This is a genomic window from Massilia paldalensis, assembly GCF_044901715.1.
In the GTDB taxonomy this organism is placed as follows: Bacteria; Pseudomonadota; Gammaproteobacteria; order Burkholderiales; family Burkholderiaceae_D; genus Telluria; species Telluria paldalensis.
This window is the reverse complement of the sequence record NZ_JBJCIU010000001.1, coordinates 973,239-992,719: the sequence shown is the minus strand read 5'-3', so window position 1 is coordinate 992,719 and position 19,481 is coordinate 973,239. Positions and strand designations below refer to the sequence as shown.

Genomic DNA, 19,481 nt, shown 5'->3' with positions numbered 1-19,481 from the left:
ACTGCCCGCCGAGCCGTCCGCGGGTCCGGCCGAGCACAGCCGGCCGGCATCCCGGGGCGGCCGGCGCCCGCACATCGGCTAGCACCGATGCCCATCATTGCGCAACTACTCATATCTGAGGAGTCATTGACATAGAATAATTGTTTATCATGGCATAAAACCATGATGTCCCTCACTTAATGCGCAGTCCGACCCGTTTTTCGCTGTTCATCGTCGTGCTCGCGCTCTGCATCTGGGGCGCGGCCACGGTATGCCCCCCCGCAAGCGCCATGAGCGTCCCGCCGCGTTACGCGCCCGACGTCGACCTGGTGCACGCCAGCTGGTCCGCCCGCGAAGGCGCGCCCACCGGCATCACCGGCATCGCCCAGACACCCGACGGCTGGATCTGGATCGGCAGCGCGTCGGGGCTGTTCCGCTTCGACGGCGTGCGCTTCCTGCGCGCGACGGGGAAACAGGCGCCGCTGTCGTCGAATATCTCCGCCATCGGCATGCTGAAGGACGGCACCATGTGGGTCGGCTACAAGTACGGCGGCGTCAGCCTGATGCGGGACGGCCAGATGCGCCATTTCGGCCTGGACGACCCCGACACGCCTGCCGGCACCATCTTCTGCGCCACGCGCGACGCGTCGGGCCGCCTGTGGCTGGCGACCAGCCGGGGGCTCGTCTATTTCGACGGCAAGTGGCGGCGCCCCGCGGCATCGCTGGACGCGCCGGCGGAACGCATCTATTCGCTGCTGTTCGACGGCCGCGGCGTGCTCTGGGCGCGCGGCGAAACGGCCGTCTTCATGCTGCCCAAGGGCGGCTCCCGGTTCCTGCGCCAGGGCGCCTTGAATGCCCATGGGGTGATCATGCAGCATCCGGACGGCAGCGTCTGGACGACGAACCTGGAGACGCACGGCCTGCGCATGCTGGCGCCGCCCGAGCATGGGAAGGCGCCGGCCTGGAACATCGGCATCGCGGCCGGCATCTTCATCTTCGACCGCAAGGGCCAGGCATGGATGGATTCCGTGCAGGGCGTCCTGCGGGTCGGCCACGCGCCGGACGGCGCTCCCGTCGTCGACCGGCTGGGCGACCACGCCGCCAACGCCTTCTTCGAAGACCGCGAAGGCAATATCTGGGCCGGCACCGAAAATGGCCTCGACCGCTACAAGGCGTCGCGCATCCGCGCCGCGCCCATGCCGGCCTACACGGCGAACAATGCCCGGCCCGTCGCGGGCGGCCCGGGCGGCGGCGCCTGGACCGATCGCGTCTTCGCCGCCGCGCCCGGCGGCCCGTTCCGGGCCTTCATGCCGGAACCGGGCAATCTCAACGTCGTCACCGCCCTGTACCGGGCACGGGACGATACGGTCTGGCTCGGCCGCAGCGACAGCTGGCTGGGCACGCTGAAGGACGGCAAGGTGCAGGCGCTGCCGCTGCCGCCCGGCCTGTCCGGCCCTGCCTTCGTGAATGCGTTCGCCCAGGACGGCGGCGGCACGATGTGGGTCAGCATGGGACGCCGCGGCCTGTACGCATGGCGCGCCGGCCAGTGGTCGGCCGGTGGCGGCGTGCCGGACCTGGCGTCGTTCGCGGCGACGACGATCGCCGCCGATACGCGCGGCCGCGTCTGGCTCGGCTCCGTGAACGACCAGATCGCCGTGCTCGAGAACGGGCGCGTGCGCCGCTACGGACGCGCCGACGGCCTGGCCATCGGCACTGTGGTGCAGGTCGTGCCCAGCGGCGGCGGGGCCTGGGTCGGCGGCGAGAACGGACTCGCGCACTTCGACGGCCAGCGCTTCACCGCCGTCGCGGGCGCGGGCGGCGAGCCGTTCGCCGGCATCACGGGCATGGTATTCGACAGGCGCGGCACCCTGTGGCTCAACGGCGGCAACGGCATTTCCGGCATCGCGCCGGCGGAGCTGCAGCGCGCGCTCGGCAAACCGGGCTACCCGGTGCGCTTTCGCCGCCTCGACTACCGCGACGGCGTGGCCGGCACCACCAGTCCCATCATCCCGGTGCCGTCGGCGACGCGCAGCGACGACGGCACCCTGTGGTTTTCCACCACCCGCGGCGTGTATGCCTTCGACCCGGACCGCCTGCCCCGCAACACGCTGGTGCCGCCCGTCGCCATCCTGGGCCTGACATCCGGCGGCGCCATCCACGCGCCGACCGACGGCGCCCGCCTGCCGGCCGGCACCGAGACGCTGGAGATCGACTTCACCGCCCTGTCCTACCAGGAGTCGGAACGGATGGAATTCCGCTACCGCCTGGACGGGGTCGATGCCGACTGGCGCGACAGCGACGGCCGGCGCACGGCGTCGTACACGAACCTGAAGCCGGGCCGCTACCGCTTCCAGGTGATCGCCTCGAACAACGATGGGGTGTGGAACACGGACGGCGCCGCGATGGGCTTCGAGATCGCGCCGCGGACCACGGAGACGGTCTGGTTCCGCGTGCTGTGCGGCGCCGCCGGCGCCGGCCTGCTGGCCGGCCTGTATGCCTGGCGCACGCGGCGGCTGGCGCGGCGCTACGGCGACCGGCTGCGCGACCGGCTGGCCGAGCGCGAACGCATCGCGCGGGCGCTGCACGACACGCTGTTGCAGAGCATGCAGGCGCTGATCCTGCGCTTCCACGGCGTGGCCAAGCGCCTGCCCGCGGGCAGCGAGGCGCAGCAAGGCATCGAGGAGATCCTGGACCAGGCCGACAAGGTCATGACCGAGGGACGCAACGAACTCCTGAACCTGCGCAGCCAGCGCGGCGACCACAACGACATAGGCCATGCGCTGGCCCGCTTCGGCCAGTCGCTGCAGGAGCAGTTCGGCCCGACGTTCACCCTCGTCGCGACCGGCACGCCACGCGCCATCGAACCCGGCGCGCGCGACGAGATCTACTGGATCGGCCGCGAAGCGCTGTTCAACGCCTACCAGCACGCGCACGCCCGCCACGTCGAAGCGGAAATCGTCTACGGCGACGAGCGCTTCGGCCTGTTCGTCAGGGACGACGGCGCCGGCATGCCGGACGACGTCGGTCCGGACGGCAGCAAGGAGGGACACTGGGGCGTGGCCGGCATGCGCGAACGCGCGCATGCGCTCGGCGGCATGCTCGATATCTGGAGCCGCAGCCGCCTGGGCACCGAGCTCGCCCTGCAATTGCCGGGGCAGCGCGTCTACGCGGCGCCGCGCCGTCCCGGCCCGGGACGACGCCTGCGCGCCTGGCTGGGCCGTATCGCCTAGCACGGCATGTTCTCCGGAGCACGGCCGGCCGGAACGAAAACGCTCGGTGGCGCGCAGCCCCGGGCGCCCTCGTCTATGATGTGGCATGGCTTTTGAATTCCACGACGAGCGACCATGAGCACATTCGACCTTCTCCGCACCCACTCCATCCCCTCGCTGCAGGCGACGCTGGAAGAGTACGTCGCCCCCGCCACCGGCGCGCGCCACGTGCACCTGGCGACGGCCCAGCCCGACCTGGCCTTCCTGGTCGCCTTCCCGACGATTCCGCCCACGTCCGACGGCCGCGCCCACATCCTCGAACACCTGGCGCTGAGCGGCTCCGAACGCTATCCCGTGCGCGACCCTTTCTTCTCGATGCTGCGCCGCTCCACGGCCACGTTCATGAACGCCATGACCTATGCCGACCGCACCGTCTATCCGTTCGCCAGCACCGACCGCAAGGACTTCGACAACCTGCTCGACGTGTACCTGGACGCCACCTTCTTTCCGCGCCTGGACTACCTGAACTTCCTGCAGGAAGGCTGGCGCCACGTGCTGGAAGACGGCAAGCTCGCGTACCAGGGCGTCGTGTTCAACGAAATGAAGGGCGCGTTCGCCGATCCGTCGCGCGCGCTGTACCACGGCGTGGTCGCCAACCTGCTGGCCGGCACCACGTATGCCTCCGTCTCCGGCGGCGACCCGCTCGCCATCCCCGACCTGACGCACGCGGCGCTGAAGGAATTCCACGCCACCCACTACCACCCGTCGCAGGCGCTGTTCATGACGGCCGGGCCGATCCCCGCGAGCGAGATCCAGCAGCGCATCGCCGAGCGCGTGCTGGTGCGCCTGCCCGGCACGGCGCCGCTGATGACGCCGCAGCTGGCCGCCGTCGACGCGCCGCGCACGACGGTCGTCACGGTGCCCGGCCAGGCCGGCCGCGAGGACGGCCACGGCATCCAGCTGGCCTGGATCCTGGGCGAATCGGCCGACAGCGCGGCCCTGCACCGCGCCAACCTGCTGCAGGCCGGCCTGCTGGGCAACGCCTCGGCGCCCCTGCGCAAGGCGATGGAGACGGCCGGCTACGGCCGGCCCTCGCGCATCAACGGCATGGACCCGAACCCGCGCCAGCTGCTGTTCCACCTGGGGATGGAAGGGCTGACGCAAGACCAGGTGGCGCCCGCCCGCGCGCGCATCTGGGACGCGCTCGAACAGGCCGCCGCGGCGGGCGTGCCGCAGGACGTGCTGGATGCGACGCTGCGCGACATCAAGTACGAGCAGCGCGACACCTCGAGCGGCAGGATGCCGAACGTCCTCGCGCGCATGCTGCGCGCCGTGCCGGTGGCCATGCGCGGCGGCGACGTGCACGACACCTTCGACAGCGAGCGCGTGCTGGAAAGCCTGGAACGGCAGGTCGCCGATCCCGCCTTCTTCACCGGCATGGTGCGCGCCCTGCTGGATGCGCCGGCGCGGCTGGAAGCGACGATCGCGCCCGATTCCGATTATTTCGGCAAGCGCGGCGCGGCCGAGACGGCGCGCCTGGCCGACGACACGGCACAGCTGACCGACGCCGACCGCGCCCGCATCGAGACCGACAACGCCGCCCTGCTCGCCCTGCAGGGCCAGCCGACCGACACGGCGGTGCTGCCGCGCATCCTGCCGGGCGACGTCGACGCGCAGCCGCTGCCGCTGCCCGCCGTGGAGCCGGCGACGACGCCGGATGCGGCCAAGCTGTTCACCTTCCCGATCGCATCGAACGGCATCTCGTACGCGCGCATCGAATACGACGTGTCCGCGCTGCCGGAAAGCGACTGGCCCTGGCTCCAGCTGTACGCCGACATGCGCCGCGGCCTGGGCATGGACGGCATGGACTATGCCGAGGCGGACGCCTGGCGCCAGCGCGCCGTGCCCGTGTTCTCGCTGCAGCTGCTGCCGGCGCTGGTCGACGGCAGGCTGCGCCTGACGCTGCGCTTCCACGCGGACGGCCTGCGCGAGGAGCACGCGCGCATCGCCGAGGTGCTGTCCACCTTCATCGGCAAGCCGCGCTTCGACGAAACCGACCGCATCGCCTTCCTGGCCGCCCAGTCCGCGCAGCAGCGCCTGAACAACCTGGCGCAGGCCGGCGACCAGTACGCGGCCGTCGCCGCCGGCGCGCCCCATTCGCCGCTGCGCGCGTTCGAGCACGCCACGGCCGGCATCCGGAGCCTGCCCTTCCGCGCGGCCCTGCAGCGCCTCGCGGCCACGCCGGACGGCGCCGCGCAGGTCGGCGCCCAGCTGGCGCGCATCCACGCCCAGGTGCTGGCCTGCGCGGCCACCGTGGTGTGCGCCGGCAGCGACGACGATGCGGCCGACCTCGCGGGCCTGATCCAGGTGCCGTCCGGCGCCGCGCCGGCCGCGGGCGAAGCGGCGCCGCAGCTGGGCAACGGTCCCGCCGTGCTCGCACAGCCCGGCAACCTGGCCCTGCACGCACCCGGCCAGGCCAACCACTGCCACATCGCCTGGCCTGCACCGAACGTGCGCCACGAGGATGCGCCCGCGCTGGCCGTCGCCGCCGAACTGCTGACGCACCGCTTCCTGCACCGCGCGATCCGCGAACAGGGCGGCGCCTACGGCGGCGGCGCATCGTACGCGTCCGGCGCAGGCCTGTTCACGATGAAGTCCTACCGCGACCCGCGCCTGAAAGCCACCTATGCGGACTTCGCGGCCGCGCTGGATGCCTTCGTCGACGCCGACTTCTCGACCGAGCAGCTGGAAGAAGCGATCATCTCCGTCATCAAGAACCTGGATCGCCCCGGCTCCCCGTTCGACGCGGCGATGACGGCGCTGGACCTGTACCGGCGCGGCATCGGCCCCGCCGACCGGGCGCGCTTCCGCGCCGGCGTGCTGGGCTGCACGGCCGCGCACGCACAGGAAGCCGTGCAGCGCTGGCTGCGCGGCCGGCCCGGCACGCGCGCGGCCTTCGTCGCCAACGCGGCCCAGGACCTCGACGGCCTGACGCTGGTGGAACTGCCGGCGCTGTTCCAGGAAGCGCAGCCGCCCGCATAATCCGCAATACCGTTTGCATATTTGTTACAATTTTCGCGAGGCACGATCCATCCGGGTCCTGCCTCGCGATTGCATTTCCCTTCCCACTTGCCAGCAGGAGCGTCCTTGAAGAAGATCATCGCCAGCCTCGTCGCCGCCACACTCACCCTGTCCTGCGCCGCACCCGGCGCCATCGCGCAGGATTACGCCAAATACAGCCCCGAGGCGATGGACAAGGAGCTGGCGAAGATCGCCACGTCCCGGCTCGGCGTCCTCGTGCCGATGCGCGACAACGTCGGCCTGTCGACCGACATCTACATGCCCAAGGGCGCCAAGGGCCCGCTGCCCACCATCCTGTGGAAGACGCCGTACAACGAGCACAAGCTCAAGGGCGGCACCTACCGCTACGTGCTGGAATCGGTCAAGCGCGGCTATGCCTTCATCGTCCAGAACGAACGGGGCCGCTACTTCTCGCAGGGCAAGTGGGAAATCCTGGGCAACCCGCAGACGGACGGCTACGACACGCTCACGTGGATCGCCAAGCAGCCCTGGTCGAACGGTAAAGTGGGCACACTGGGCTGCTCGTCCTCGGCCGAATGGCAGCTGGCGCTGGCCGGCATGAACCACCCGGCGCATGCGGCGATGGTGCCGATGTCGGCCGGCGCAGGCATCGGCAAGGTGGGCCGCTTCCAGGAGCAGGGCAACTGGTACACGGGCGGCGTGCCGCGCAACCTGTTCTTCGTGTGGCTGTACGGCGTGGACAATCCGCTGCGCGCCGAGCTGCCCGCATCGCTGACGGACGAGAAGCTGCGCGCCCGCATCGAAGCCTACAACGACCTCGACCCGAGCAAGCCCAAGGTCGACTGGAACAAGCAGATCAAGCACCTGCCCGTCGACCAGATGCTGACGTCGATGGGCGAGCCGCCGGCCACCTTCGAGGACTTCATCAAGCGCACGCCGGCCGATCCGGCCTGGCGCAAGGGCGGCCTGTACCACGAGGACATGGGCTGGGGCGTGCCCGCCCTCTGGTTCAACACCTGGTACGACGTGTCGATCGGCCCGAACCTGGAGCTGTTCAACGTGGCGCGCGCCGCCAACACGGACAAGGAGGCGAGCGCCAACCAGTACGCCGTGGTGGCCCCCGTGCCGCACTGTGCGTTCTCCCGCCTCGGCCCCGACACGGTGGTCGGCGAACGCGACATGGGCGACACCAGCTTCGACGTCGACGGCGCCATCTACGGCTGGTTCGACCGCTGGCTCAAGGGCGACGCCAAGGCCTTCCCGGCAAAGACGCCGCGCGTGCAGTACTACATGATGGGCGAGAACCGCTGGAAGAGCGCGGCCCAGTGGCCGCCGCAGAACGCCAAGCCGATGCGACTGTACCTGCGCTCCGGCGGCAAGGCGAATTCGCTGTACGGCGACGGCCGCCTGCTGCCCGAGGCGGCGCCCGCCAACGAAGCCGTGGACCGCTACCGCTACGACCCGATGAACCCGGTGCAGACGATCGGCGGCGGCGACTGCTGCAACGGCGGCGTCGTGGTCCCGGGCGCCTTCGACCAGCGCCCGATCGAGGCGCGCAGCGACGTCCTCGTCTACACCACCGACCCGCTCGACAAGCCGGTCGACGTGGCCGGCTTCGTGGACGCCGTGCTGAAGGTCTCGTCCAGCGCCAGGGACACCGACTTCGCCGTCAAGCTGGTCGACGTCGCGCCGGACGGCACCGCCTGGATCATCGGCGACACGATCTTCCGCGCCCGCTACCGCGACGGCTACGACAAGCCGGCCATGATGCAGCCCGGCCAGGTCTACACGATCCGCCCGACCCCGATCACGACGGCGACCCGCTTCGGCGTCGGCCACCGCATCCGCGTCGAAGTGACGTCGTCGAACTTCCCGAAATTCGTGCGCAACCTGAACACGGGCGGGCCGAACGAGAGCGAGAAGGACGGCATCGTCGCCGACAATGCGATCCACCATGCGGGCGAGGCGCAGAGCTACATCGAATTGCCGGTGCTGCGCTGACGTCATGCTCCTGACATGAAGACGGCGTATCGTTGCGCCGTCTCTTCCGTAGTTCTAGCGAATCTACGTTGTCCGCCGGCCGCAAGACCGGCGGTTTTTTTTTGGGTGGCGGCGCCTCTATTTCGCCGCGCCATCCAGCGCATAGGCCACCACGTAGTCGCCGCTCCTCGTTCCCAGGCCGCCGTGGCCGCCGGCGGCGATGACGACGTACTGCTTGCCGTCGACCGCGTACGACATCGGCGTGGCCTGGCCGCCGGCCGGCAGGCGGGCCTGCCACAGCAGCGCGCCGCTGCGCTCGTCGAAGGCGCGCAGGTAGTCGTCGGCCGTCGCGCCCATGAACACGAGGCCGCCCCTGGTCACGATATTGCCGCCGATATTGAAGATGCCCGTCTCGAGCGGCAGGTTGACGTGGGTGCCGAACGGTCCCGTGTCGCGCGTGGTGCCGACCGGATGCTGCCAGGCGATGCGGCGCGTCTTGAGGTCGATCGCCGTCAGCGTGCCCCAGGGCGGCGCGTTGCACGGCACGCCCAGCGGATTGAGCCAGGGATGCACGCTGCCGACGTAGGGCGTGCCGTACTGCGGCGAATACGCTTCCTTCGTCAACGGCTGGTCGCCCTTGCCGTCCCAGGGCCGGATGGCGCCCTTGCGCTCGAGCCCCGCGCGCGGGATCAGCTGGACGACGAAGGGAATGTAGTTGGCGTTCGCGAACACCACCTTGCGGTCCGGGTCGACGGAGGCGCCCATCCAGTCGATGACGCCGTCGAAGGCCGGATAGACGATGGTCTTCTGCAGGCCGGGCGGCGTGAACTGGCCGCGGTAGTTGAAGGACTTGAACTGGATGCGGCACACGAGCTGGTCGAACGGCGTCGCGCCCCACAGGCGGCTTTCCTTCAGGTCGGCCGGCGTCAGCGACGGCAGGCCCGTGGAGAACGGCTGCGTCCTGCTGACGTAGTCGCCCGGCGCGGCGCCCTGCGGCACCGGCTTTTCCTCGACCCGCGCCAGCGGCGTGCCGGTGCGGCGGTCCAGCATGAAGAACTCGCCGCGCTTGTTGGTCTGCACCAGCGCCGGAACCAGCTTGCCGGGTTGCGCGGGATCGGGCACGTCCACCAGCGATGGGCCGATGGGCAGGTCCATGTCCCACAGGTCGTGGTGGGTGGTCTGGAAATGCCAGCGTTCCTCGCCCGTGGTGATGTCGAGGGCCACGATGGCGCTCGAATACTGCTCGTCGAACGGGCGCCGGTGGCCGCCGAAGTAGTCCGGCGTCGCATTCCCCATCGGCAGGTAGACGAGGTTCAGGTCGGGGTCGGCCGTGTAGACGCCCCACGCGTTCGGCGTGCCGCGCGTGAGTTCGTCGTTCGGGCCGGGCTTCCAGGTATGCGGCGTGTGGCCCACGTCCCAGGCCCACACCAGTTCACCCGTCAGCGGATCGAAGCTGCGCACGGCGCCGGACGGTTCGTGCTCGGCCTGGTTGTCCCAGACCCAGCCGCCCAGGATCAGGCGGTCCTTGAGCACCAGCGGCGGCGAGGTGACGAAGTGGAAGCCCTTCTGCACGTGACCCAGGTACTTCGTCAGCGAGATGAAGCCGTGGGTGCCGAAGTCCTCGCACGGCTTGCCCGTCTCGGCGTTCAGCGCCATCACGCGCGCGTCGAGCACGGGGGCGATGATGCGGGTCGGACAATCGGTCCGGGTGCCGGCCGGCGCCGCGTAATACGCCACGCCGCGGCAGGCCAGGTACACGTCCGCGTCCGTGTCGGCGTGCGGGTCGAAGCTCCATTTCTTCCTGCCCGTCTTCGCGTCGAGCGCCACCACCCAGCTGTGGCCCGTGCAGACATAGACGGTGTCGCCGATCTTGCTGGGCGTGTCCTCGAAATTGAATTCGTGGCCGGCGTCGGTGCCGCCGATGTCCTCGCCCGGGCGCATGGTGTCGCCCGTGCGGGCCTGCCACGCCACCTTCAGGCGGCCGACGTTGCCGGCATTGATCTGGTCCAGCGGCGAATAGCGGTCGCCCTTCGCGCTGCGGCCGTAGAACTGCCAGTCGGCGTCCGGCACGGAACGGTCGTGGGCGTCGGCCAGGTGCGCATCCGCCGGCAGCTGGCCCGCGATGCCGGGCGCATGGAACAGGGAAGCGCCACCGGCGGCGATGGCCAGCACGACGGAGGCCAGCAACGGTAGCTGGGCACGGCCGTATCCGGCGGGAGCCTGCCTGGTCCCCCCGCCCAGCCGCGGCGCGACCCACGGCAGCAGCAGGTAGATGCCCAGCAGCGTGGGCACGAGCAGGCGCGGCTCCAGTTCCCAGCCGCGCAGGCCGACTTCCCACAGCGCCCACGCGACGGTGCCGGCGAGGACGAGCGCATACAGGTGCAGCGCCCAGCGCCGGCCGGCAAACAGGCCGGCGCCCGTGAGGATCACGCCGGCGCCGGCGAGGAGGTAATACCAGGAACCGCCGAGGATGGCGAGGTAGATGCCGCCGCAGAACAGGAACAGGCCGGCGAGCACGAACAGTCCGCCGCTGATGCGCGGCATGCGCGCGGCGGGAGAGGTGGAAGGAGCGGGCATGGTGGATTCCGAATGACGTGCCGCGGCGCACCGGAACCGGCATCGACGCGACTTTTGTTAATGAACAAATCACATTCGACGTCTTTATAGCACGCGCGTTTTTGCGCACGGCACACCTTAGCGGCTTGTAATGTTCCGTGCCCGCCAGCGTGGCGGGTACCGCGCCATGCCGCTCATGCATTTACCGTTATAATTTTTGCATGCTTGGACACCAACCCACTCCCCTCTCCTTGCGCCTGCTGCGATACGGCGGGCGGACCGTCATGACGCTGGCCCTGGCGGTGCTCGGTGCATGGGGTGCCGGCGCGCTGTGGTTCCAGCTGCTGCCGCGGCCAGCCGCGCTGGCCGCGGTGCCCTGCTGGATCCTGCTCGCCCTGTCCGCCGCCTGCGCGCCGTGGGCCTGGCCGGGGCGGCGCCGCACGCGCGCTCTGCTGGCCGCCTTCGCCGGCGCGGCCCTCGTGCTGCTCGCGTGGTGGCAGTCGCTGGCGCCGTCGCACGACCGGGTCTGGGCGGACGACGTCGCCCGCCTGCTGGAAGCGGACGTCGACGGCGACCGCGTCGTGCTGCGCAACGTGCGCAACTTCGACTGGGTCACCGAGACGCGCTATGCGCCGCGCTGGGAAACGCGCGCCTACGACCTGTCGCGCCTCGTGTCGGGCGACCTGATCCTGTCGTACTGGATGGGACCGCACATCGCCCACACGCTGGTCTCGTTCGGCTTCGACGACGGCCGCAAGCTCGTGTTCTCGCTCGAGATCCGCAAGGAGCGGCAGGAGTCGTTTTCCGCCGTCGGCGGTTTCTTCAGGGAGTTCGAGCAGGTGATCATCGCCGCGGACGAAAGTGATATCGTCCGCACGCGCAGCAACGTGCGCAAGGAAGACGTCTATATGTACCGGCTGCGCGCGACGCCCGCGCAATTGCGCACGCTGTTCAAGGCCTACCTCGAGCGCGCCGAGCGCCTGCGCCGCCAGCCGGAGTTCTACAACACGCTCACCAGCAACTGCACGACCATCGTGTTCGATCTCGCGCGCCAGATCGACCCCGGCCTGCCGCTGGACATCCGCCTGCTGCTGTCCGGTCACGTGGACGAATACGCGTACGACCAGCACGCGCTGACGCCGGGCGTGCCGTTCGCCGAGCTGCGCCGCCGCGCCTACATCGACGAGCGCGCGCGCCGCGCCGACCGCGATGACAGCCGCAGCTTCTCGCAGGCGATCCGCGTCGGCATACCGGGCGTGCCGGCCGCGGAAACACGGTAGCGCGCCAGCGCCGTCAGGATGCCGTCGACAGCAGCGGCTCTTCCGCGCCGGCGTCGGACGGCGCCGACCGCCGCATCTGGCTGCCGAGTTCCAGCGCCGCGAACAGTTCGGGCAGCTGGACGGGCTTGGCCAGGTGCAGGTCGAAGCCCGCGCGGCTGGTCAGTGCGCGCGCTTCGCTGTCGTGCCAGCCGCTCAGGGCGATGATGTAGACATCCTCGAACTTGCGAAGCTGGCGCAGCATCGGCGCGACCTGGTCGCCGGTGAACCGGGGCATGCCCAGGTCGAGGATGACAATGTGGGGATGGAACGCCAGCGCGGCGTCCAGGGCCATGAAACCGTCGTAGGCGGTGCAGGTGACATAGCCTTCGGCGCTGGCAATTTCGCTCAGCAGCTCGGCGGCGTCCTGATTGTCGTCGACGATCAGGACGCGGGTTGAAGAATTGGTTGGCATGGATTCGATAAACGCAAGGCAGCGCGCAAAGCGCTACCGGGAATATCGGCGAAGTCTTGGCCGGGGGACGAGCGGACGGGAGAGGGCGGAACGTGGCGTTCTCCGGCTCGAGGCACGATTGTAACGCATTTTGACTGCTGGAATTTACGTTGTCTTAGGCCAACAACACCCGTGGTAGCCAGCCGGCAGGGGCCGAACGCCTGGCATCCGGCCAGGGCCGCGCGCGACCTGACAAAAACGTAATCTTCCGGACGGTATTTCGTCAGCCTCGTTTGGTGACAATGACGGCCCCCGCCACCCGACCGTCGAGCATACCGCCCCATGGCCCGCACCAAGACCGGAAACAAGAAAGAATGCATCCTCGCGGCCGCCACCGGGCTGGTCGCCACGCACGGCACCGCCGTGTCGGTCCGCCAGATCGCCGAGCAGGCCGAGGTCGCGCACGGGACGGTGTTCCTGTATTTCTCGAACAAGGAGAGCTTGCTGGACGAACTGCACGCCTGCCTGCGCGGCCGCGTCCTGGCGTCGATGGCGCCGGCGGATGCCGGCCAGGCCGGCCTGCCCGACCGGCTGCGCGCATACTGGAACGGCTACATCGACTGGGCGCTCGCGCATCCGCAGCAGTACCGGGCCTTGAAGCGCCTCGCCGAGGACGAGGCCTCGTCCTCGGGAGCGTCCCCGTACGAGGACCCGCTGTTCGGCGCCGCCGGCATCCTGCACGACGTCCGCGGTTGCGCGGGCCTGCGCGACCGGCCGTCCGACTACTTCACGGCCCTGTTCCTGTCGCTGGCGCAGGTCGCCATCCGCTTTTCCACGTCCGACCCTGCCGGGGCGGACAAGTACAAGGCGGATGGCTTCGACGCCATCTGGCAGATCCTCGCGAACCCCTAGTACGCGGCCAGGCCCAGCGCCTCGTCGACCGGCGCCGCGGGCTGCGCCGGGATACCCGACGTGTCCCCGCGCGCCAGCACGGAGCGGCCGATGCCGTGGTATTCGATACCCAGCGACGTCATGCTGCGCGGGTCGAACAGGTTGCGGCCGTCGATGACGACCGCCCCCTTCAGGCGCGCCTTGACCTGCTCGAAGTCCGGGCTGCGGAAGGCTTTCCATTCGGTGACGATGACGAGCGCCTCGGCGCCGTCCAGCGCATCCATGGGCGCGTCGTGGAAGACGATGCGCGACAAGGCCTCGCCGTCGAGGTCCAGCGCCAGCACGCGGCGCGCCTCGGCCATCGCGACCGGATCGTGCACGGCCACGCTGGCGCCGCGTTCGAGCAGCTCGCGCAGCAGGACCCGTGACGGCGCCTCGCGCATGTCGTCGGTCTGCGGCTTGAACGCCAGGCCCCAGACGGCGAAGCGCTTGCCGGACAAGTCCTCGCCGAAGCGCGCCACGACCTTGCGGCCGAGCACCCGCTTCTGGCCGTCGTTGACGGCTTCCACGGCGCGCAGGATCAGCAGGTCCTGGTCGTGCTGGCGCGCGGTGCGTTCCAGCGCCTGCACGTCCTTCGGGAAGCACGAGCCGCCATAGCCGGCGCCCGCGTACAGGAAGCTGTAGCCGATGCGCGGATCGGACCCGATCCCCTGGCGCACCGCCTCGATGTCGGCGCCCACGCGGTCGGCCAGGTTGGCCAGTTCGTTCATGAACGAGATGCGCGTCGCCAGCATGGCATTGGCCGCGTACTTGGTGAATTCGGCCGAGCGCACATCCATCCAGTAGGTGCGTTCGTGGTTGCGGTTGAACGGCGCGTACAGCAGCTTCATCAACTCGCGCGCGCGCCGGCCGGCGCTCGTGTCGTCGTGGCCGATGACGATGCGGTCGGGCCGCATGAAGTCCTCGACGGCCGCGCCCTCCTTCAGGAATTCCGGGTTCGAGACGACGGCGAACTCGATGCCGCCCGCGTCCTCCCCTTGCGCAGCGCGGGCCGCGAGCTCCGCGCGCACCGCGGCCGCCACGCGGTCGGCGGTGCCGACCGGCACGGTCGACTTGTCGACGATGACCTTGTATCCGTCCATGTGGCGCCCGATATTGCGCGCGGCGGCCAGCACGTACTGCAGGTCGGCCGAGCCATCTTCGTCGGGCGGCGTGCCGACGGCGATGAACTGCAGCTGGCCGTGCGCCACGGAGGCGGCGACGTCGGTGGAAAAGCGCAGGCGGCCGGCGGCGCGGTTGCGGGCGACGACATCGTCCAGGCCGGGTTCGTGGATGGGAATGCCGCCGCTATTGAGCAGGTCGATCTTGCGCTGGTCGACGTCGAGGCAGAACACGTCGTTGCCCAGCTCCGCGAGGCAGGCGCCCGTCACGAGGCCGACGTAGCCGGTGCCGATAATGGTAATCTTCATGGTTCGCTAGTGTCCGAAAAGGCAGGCGCCATTGTGGCGGCCCGTGACTGACTTGGCACCAACTAAAACATTACAATTCCGTAACCCGGCCCCGGGCGCCGCCGCCGCCAATATGCCGCATCGCCCCGCTGCGGGATATGATGCGGCGGTCGCACGCATGACGCACGCCGGCATGCGCGCCTTTACGGCGTTTACCTTACGAAAATGTAATGTTCCTGCCCGGCTGCCGTCAGGCGTTGCTCCGCACAATGGCGGCCTATCAATCACTCTGGATCGCACACGATTCGCATGGCAAAGATTCTCCTGGTAGAAGACCAGGCCACCGCCGCGGCCTACCTGTCGCAGGGCCTGAAGGAAGAAGGCATGGTGGTCGACGTCGCGTCGAACGGCCCGGACGGGCTGCACCTGCTGTTGACGGCCGATTACGACGTCGCCATCCTCGACGTCATGCTGCCCGGCCTGGACGGCTGGACCATTCTCGAGACGGCGCGCCGCGCCCGGCGCCAGACGCCGGTGCTGTTCCTGACGGCGCGCGACGCGATCGACGACCGCGTGCGCGGCCTCGACCTGGGCGCCGAGGACTACCTCGTGAAGCCGTTCGCCTTCAGCGAGCTGCTCGCGCGCGTGCGCGTGATCCTGCGCCGCAACGACCGCTCGTCGACCCACGGCGAGCAGACCATCTTCCACATGGACGACCTGACGCTGGACCTCCTCAAGCACCGCGCCACGCGCGGCGGCGAGCGGCTCGACCTGACGCCGAAGGAATTCGCCCTGCTGTCGCTGCTGATGCGCCGCGCCGGCGAGGTGCAGTCGCGCACCGTGCTGGCCGAACAGGTGTGGGACATGCATTTCGATTCCGACACCAATGTGGTCGAGGTGGCCGTACGGCGCCTGCGCACCAAGCTGGACGACCCCTTCCCCGTCAAGCTGCTGCACACCGTGCGCGGCGTCGGCTATGTCCTCGAAGTCCGGGCCTGACGCCACGGCCAGCCCGCGCCGGGGCGCGGCCTGGTCGCTCACGCTGCGCATGACGGTGTTCGTCGGCGTGGCGATCACCGTCATCGTGCTGGGCGTGTCGGCCATGATGTATGCCGAGCTGCTGGGCCGCCTGCACGACAAGGAAGAGGCAGAGTTGAAGAACGACCTGCAGATCCAGCGCGACACGCTCGAGTACCTGGTCGGGCGGCGCGTGCCGCACTCGCAGTGGAAATACGAGTGGCAGGAATACCAGGAAGCCAGCCAGGCATTCGCCTGGCAGCTGCTGGCGCCGGACCGCTCGGTGCGCGAGGCCTCGCCGAACGCGGACCTGTTCGCGGCGGCGCTGGCCACGCCCGTGGCGCCGGGCCGGCACGCCCGCGTCGAGGACGCCGCCCGCCGCCGCTCCTACCTCGTGTTCGACCTGCCGGTGCACACGCGCGGCGCCGAGGCCATCGAGATCCAGGGCCCGGCGATCGGTCCGCAAGGCGCCATCCTGCGCGGCGTGCTGGACGTGACGGAGAACCGCAAGCTGCTCGAAGCCTACCGCAACAAGCTGGCCGCCGTCATCGGCATCGCGATCGCGCTGTCCGGCGGCATCAGCTGGCTGCTCGCGCGGCGCGGCCTGGCGCCCGTGCACGCGATGTCGCGCGAGATCGGCCGCATCAACGCGGAAAAACTGCACGAGCGGATCGCGCGCGAGGACTGGCCGGCCGAACTGCGCGCACTGGCCGGCAGCTTCGACGAGATGCTGGCGCGCCTGGAACGCTCGTTCGAGCAGCTGACGCGCTTTTCGTCCGACATCGCCCACGAATTCCGCTCGCCCGTCAACAACCTGGTCGCCGCCGCCAGCGTGACACTGGCGCGCGCGCGCACGCCGGCCGAATACCAGAACACCCTCGAAGTGGTCGTCGAGGAAGGCAGCCGGCTGTCGCGCATGGTCGCCAGCATGCTGTTCCTGGCCCGCGCCGACAACGCCGAGCAGCACATCCACCCGGAGCCGATGAAACTCGCCGACGAGTTCCGCCGCCTCGTCGAATTCCACGGCATCAGCGCCGACGAACAGGGCGTGACGCTCGTCGCCGAGGGCGATTGCGAGGTCATGGCCGATCCGCTGCTGCTGCAGCGCGCGCTCTCGAACCTGCTCACGAACGCGCTGCGCCACACGCCGCGCGGCGGCACCGTGCGTCTGCATGCCGAACGCACCCGCGACGCGGTCCACATCGCCGTCGAGGACAACGGCAGCGGCATCGCCAGCGAACACCTGCCCCACCTGTTCGAGCGCTTCTACCGCGTCGACGCGTCGCGCAGCGCGACCGACAGCACGGGCCTGGGCCTGGCCGTCGTCAGCTCGATCGCGGAACTGCATGGCGGAAGGGCCGAGGTGGCCAGTATCCTCGGCCAGGGCAGCACGTTCACGCTGACGTTCCCGCAGCCGCGCAAGGCGCCGTAGCACATCCAGCGCGGTTCGTGACCGCCTTGCCGCTCGTGGCCGCGGCGCGGTTCGCGATCACGGTGCGGCGCGTATCCGCGGCCACGACGTGCAGCGCCACCCCCGCGCGCCGCAGCTCGGGCAGCAGGTCGTTGCGCACGATCGCCAGCGCCGGCCGGCCCGCTTGCGTATCCGCCTGCCAGCGGTCCATGAAATCGTCCACCGTATCCAGCGCCAGCGCCGGCTCCTGGCGCAGCCCGAAATCGAATTCGTCGCGGTAGTCGGCCAGCACGACGGTATGCTGCAGGTAGAACGTGAGCGACTGCTCGTAGATCCCGACCGAGTATACGCGCGTTGCCGGCGTCAGCGCCGCGCGCGTGGCCGGCAGCAGCCCGGTGCCGGCGCGCAGCTGCGCGATCGGCGCGAAGCCCGCCAGCAGCAGCTGGGTGCAGGCGAAGCCCGCGAGCGCCAGCGCCAGCACCGAGCGGTCGCGCGCCGTGTCCTGCGCTTGCTGCGCTGAGTGCTGGGCTGACTGGTGCGCTGACTGCTGCGCTGACTGCTGCGCTGACTGCTGCGCTGACTGCTGCGCTGGCCGCTGCCACAGCGCGTGGCGCAGCGCCAGCGCGCCGCCGATCAGCGCCACCAGCCCGACGCCGGCGATCCACGGGGCGCAGGTCGCGAACTGCGCCGCCTCGCCGGCGCGGCGGCCGAACTGCGCAGCGAATGGCGCGACCCCAAGCAGGCCGAGGCCCAGCACGGGCAGCACGGCGGCATTGGCGGCAAGATCGCGCCGGGACGCCGCCGCCAGCCAGTCGCCGGCGAGCAGCGCCACCGCCGGGAACACGGGCAGGATGTAGCCGGGCAGCTTGGAGCTGGACAGCGTGAAGAACAGCAGGATGAACGCCACCCAGGCCAGCAGCAGCTTGCGCGGCTGGAACGCGCCGGCCCGGCGCCGCAGCGCCGCGGCCAGGCTGCGCACGAGGATCCATGGCCACGGCAGGCTGCCGATCGCCAGCAGCGCGGGAAAGGTCCACCATGCCGCCTCGCGGTGGTGCTCCTTGAGCAGGAAGCGTTCGACGTGCTCGTGGATGAAGAAAAAGTGCGGCTGCTCCGGGTTGCGCAGCGCGACGAGCACGAACCACGGCGCCGCGATGAGCAGGAACAGCGCCAGCCCACACACGGGATGCAGGCGCGCCAGCACGGCCCGGTCCCCCGCCGCCGCCGCGTAGACCAGCAGCACGCCGGCCGGCAGCACGATGCCGATCAGGCCCTTCGACAGCACGGCCAGCGCCATGCCCGTCCAGCAGACCAGCATCCAGTGGCGCCGCGCCGCCGCCGGGATGCCGTCGCGCTGCGCCAGCAGCAGGCCGCACAGCGCGACCGTCATCATCGCGGACAAGCCCATGTCCAGCGAGTCGATCTGGCTGCAGGCCGCCCAGTAGAAGCACGACCCCAGCGCCAGCGCCGCATAGGCGCCGGCACGGCGGCCGAACAGGCGTGCGCCGGTGAAGCCGACGAGGCCGACGCCCAGCAAGCCGCACAGGCCCGTCCAGAGCCGGGCCTGCCACTCGCCCAGGCCGAACGCGGAGAAGGCCAGCGCCGTCATCCATGTCTGCAGCGGAGGCTTTTCGAAATACTTGATGCCGTTCAGGCGCGTCGTGATCCAGTCGCCGCTGGCGAACATCTCGCGCGCCATTTCGGCGTAGCGCCCTTCGTCCGGTGGCACCAGCACGCGCACGCGCAGCACGTACAGCGATACGGCGACGAAGGCCAGGACAAGCAGGCCCAGCAGAGTAGATTGGCGCGACAGGGTTCGCCGGGCGCGGACGACGACGGGCCGGTCGTCGACGAGCAGGGTTTCGGGCATGCTGGCTCCATCGAATAGCAACAGGCGCCATTCTGAGGGAACCAGGCTGACGTTTGGCAGCCCGGCAGATTACATTTACGTAAGGCGGCGCGCGCCCCGGCAAAGCGGCTGCCAAAAAAAAGCGGCGGAAATCGTTCCGCCGCCGTGCTTCTTCCACCACCTCGCAGGTTGCTGCCGCCTGCTGGGATAGGCTCTTAGTGTTCGCAGATGATGTTGCCATCCTTGTCGATGCGGTGCTCGTACGAGCGCACCCAGGCATCGAACAGGCGGCGCAGGAACGAACGCTCGGGAGCGGCGGCCTTGCGAGCCGGCGCTGCCAGTTCTTCGGTCATGGCTGCGGTATGTTGATTCGACATGGCTTGATTTTCCAT

General features: G+C 69.9%; 12 protein-coding genes. 7 read left to right on the top strand and 5 right to left on the bottom strand.

All coding sequences use genetic code 11. The features are described 5' to 3' along the window. Positions 1–269: 269 nt before the first annotated feature. The 3 genes from ACI1V7_RS04495 to ACI1V7_RS04485 all read left to right on the top strand — a co-directional run bounded on the left by ACI1V7_RS04495 (position 270) and on the right by ACI1V7_RS04485 (position 8,231). Entirely contained in the window at positions 270–3,209 is a 2,940-nt protein-coding gene (locus ACI1V7_RS04495) for a sensor histidine kinase (RefSeq protein WP_404530545.1), read from the top strand. Between the two features lie 114 nt (positions 3,210–3,323). Then, on the top strand, positions 3,324–6,230 hold the full coding sequence (locus tag ACI1V7_RS04490) for an insulinase family protein (RefSeq protein ID WP_404530543.1): 2,907 nt from the start codon (positions 3,324–3,326) through the stop codon (positions 6,228–6,230). A 105-nt stretch (positions 6,231–6,335) separates the two neighbouring features. Further along, positions 6,336–8,231: a CocE/NonD family hydrolase gene (locus ACI1V7_RS04485; protein WP_404530542.1), complete on the top strand. Its 1,896-nt coding sequence runs from the start codon at positions 6,336–6,338 to the stop codon at positions 8,229–8,231. A 117-nt stretch (positions 8,232–8,348) separates the two neighbouring features. Here ACI1V7_RS04485 and ACI1V7_RS04480 read toward each other — a convergent pair whose 3' ends face one another. Continuing rightward, entirely contained in the window at positions 8,349–10,787 is a 2,439-nt protein-coding gene (locus ACI1V7_RS04480) for a membrane-bound PQQ-dependent dehydrogenase, glucose/quinate/shikimate family (RefSeq protein WP_404530541.1), read from the bottom strand. Between the two features lie 263 nt (positions 10,788–11,050). On the opposite strand from ACI1V7_RS04480, the gene ACI1V7_RS04475 reads away from it, so the two are divergent. Next, positions 11,051–12,046, top strand: a complete 996-nt coding sequence (locus ACI1V7_RS04475; protein ID WP_404530540.1) for an Lnb N-terminal periplasmic domain-containing protein — start codon at positions 11,051–11,053, stop codon at positions 12,044–12,046. A gap of 13 nt (positions 12,047–12,059) precedes the next feature. Here the strand turns inward: ACI1V7_RS04475 and ACI1V7_RS04470 are convergent, their stop codons facing one another. Then, positions 12,060–12,497: a response regulator gene (locus ACI1V7_RS04470; protein WP_404530539.1), complete on the bottom strand. Its 438-nt coding sequence runs from the start codon at positions 12,495–12,497 to the stop codon at positions 12,060–12,062. Between the two features lie 321 nt (positions 12,498–12,818). Between ACI1V7_RS04470 and ACI1V7_RS04465 the strand changes: the two genes are divergently transcribed. Next, positions 12,819–13,388 carry a TetR/AcrR family transcriptional regulator gene (locus tag ACI1V7_RS04465; protein WP_404530537.1) on the top strand — a complete coding sequence of 190 codons (570 nt, stop codon included), beginning with the start codon at positions 12,819–12,821 and terminating at the stop codon, positions 13,386–13,388. Here ACI1V7_RS04465 and ACI1V7_RS04460 read toward each other — a convergent pair. Beyond that, complete coding sequence (locus ACI1V7_RS04460) at positions 13,385–14,836, bottom strand: UDP-glucose dehydrogenase family protein (RefSeq protein WP_404530535.1); 1,452 nt, start codon at positions 14,834–14,836, stop codon at positions 13,385–13,387. The two genes, ACI1V7_RS04465 and ACI1V7_RS04460, sit on opposite strands and share 4 nt — an antisense overlap. A gap of 288 nt (positions 14,837–15,124) precedes the next feature. Here ACI1V7_RS04460 and ACI1V7_RS04455 point away from each other — a divergent pair, with 288 nt between their 5' ends. Then, positions 15,125–15,814, top strand: a complete 690-nt coding sequence (locus ACI1V7_RS04455; RefSeq protein ID WP_290411240.1) for a heavy metal response regulator transcription factor — start codon at positions 15,125–15,127, stop codon at positions 15,812–15,814. Then, on the top strand, positions 15,792–17,264 hold the full coding sequence (locus ACI1V7_RS04450; protein WP_404530534.1) for a heavy metal sensor histidine kinase: 1,473 nt from the start codon (positions 15,792–15,794) through the stop codon (positions 17,262–17,264). Before ACI1V7_RS04455 ends, ACI1V7_RS04450 begins: the two co-directional genes overlap by 23 nt. On the opposite strand, the gene ACI1V7_RS04445 is transcribed toward ACI1V7_RS04450, so the two are convergent. Further along, on the bottom strand, positions 17,227–19,110 hold the full coding sequence (locus tag ACI1V7_RS04445; protein ID WP_404530533.1) for a glycosyltransferase family 39 protein: 1,884 nt from the start codon (positions 19,108–19,110) through the stop codon (positions 17,227–17,229). The genes ACI1V7_RS04450 and ACI1V7_RS04445 overlap by 38 nt on opposite strands. A 194-nt stretch (positions 19,111–19,304) precedes the next feature. Further along, a complete protein-coding gene (locus ACI1V7_RS04440; RefSeq protein ID WP_404530532.1) occupies positions 19,305–19,466 on the bottom strand; it encodes a hypothetical protein in 162 nt (53 codons plus the stop codon). Positions 19,467–19,481: the final 15 nt, after the last annotated feature.

Excerpts from the sequence above, each read along its gene's own strand:
- ACI1V7_RS04495 (WP_404530545.1), top strand. The coding sequence starts at position 270 with ATGAGCGTCCCGCCGCGTTACGCGCCCGACGTCGACCTGGTGCACGCC.
- ACI1V7_RS04490 (WP_404530543.1), top strand. The coding sequence starts at position 3,324 with ATGAGCACATTCGACCTTCTCCGCACCCACTCCATCCCCTCGCTGCAG.
- ACI1V7_RS04480 (WP_404530541.1), bottom strand. The coding sequence starts at position 10,787 with ATGCCCGCTCCTTCCACCTCTCCCGCCGCGCGCATGCCGCGCATCAGC.
- ACI1V7_RS04475 (WP_404530540.1), top strand. The coding sequence starts at position 11,051 with ATGACGCTGGCCCTGGCGGTGCTCGGTGCATGGGGTGCCGGCGCGCTG.
- ACI1V7_RS04470 (WP_404530539.1), bottom strand. The coding sequence starts at position 12,497 with ATGCCAACCAATTCTTCAACCCGCGTCCTGATCGTCGACGACAATCAG.
- ACI1V7_RS04465 (WP_404530537.1), top strand. The coding sequence starts at position 12,819 with ATGGCCCGCACCAAGACCGGAAACAAGAAAGAATGCATCCTCGCGGCC.
- ACI1V7_RS04460 (WP_404530535.1), bottom strand. The coding sequence starts at position 14,836 with ATGAAGATTACCATTATCGGCACCGGCTACGTCGGCCTCGTGACGGGC.
- ACI1V7_RS04455 (WP_290411240.1), top strand. The coding sequence starts at position 15,125 with ATGGCAAAGATTCTCCTGGTAGAAGACCAGGCCACCGCCGCGGCCTAC.
- ACI1V7_RS04450 (WP_404530534.1), top strand. The coding sequence starts at position 15,792 with ATGTCCTCGAAGTCCGGGCCTGACGCCACGGCCAGCCCGCGCCGGGGC.
- ACI1V7_RS04445 (WP_404530533.1), bottom strand. The coding sequence starts at position 19,110 with ATGCCCGAAACCCTGCTCGTCGACGACCGGCCCGTCGTCGTCCGCGCC.
- ACI1V7_RS04440 (WP_404530532.1), bottom strand. The coding sequence starts at position 19,466 with ATGTCGAATCAACATACCGCAGCCATGACCGAAGAACTGGCAGCGCCG.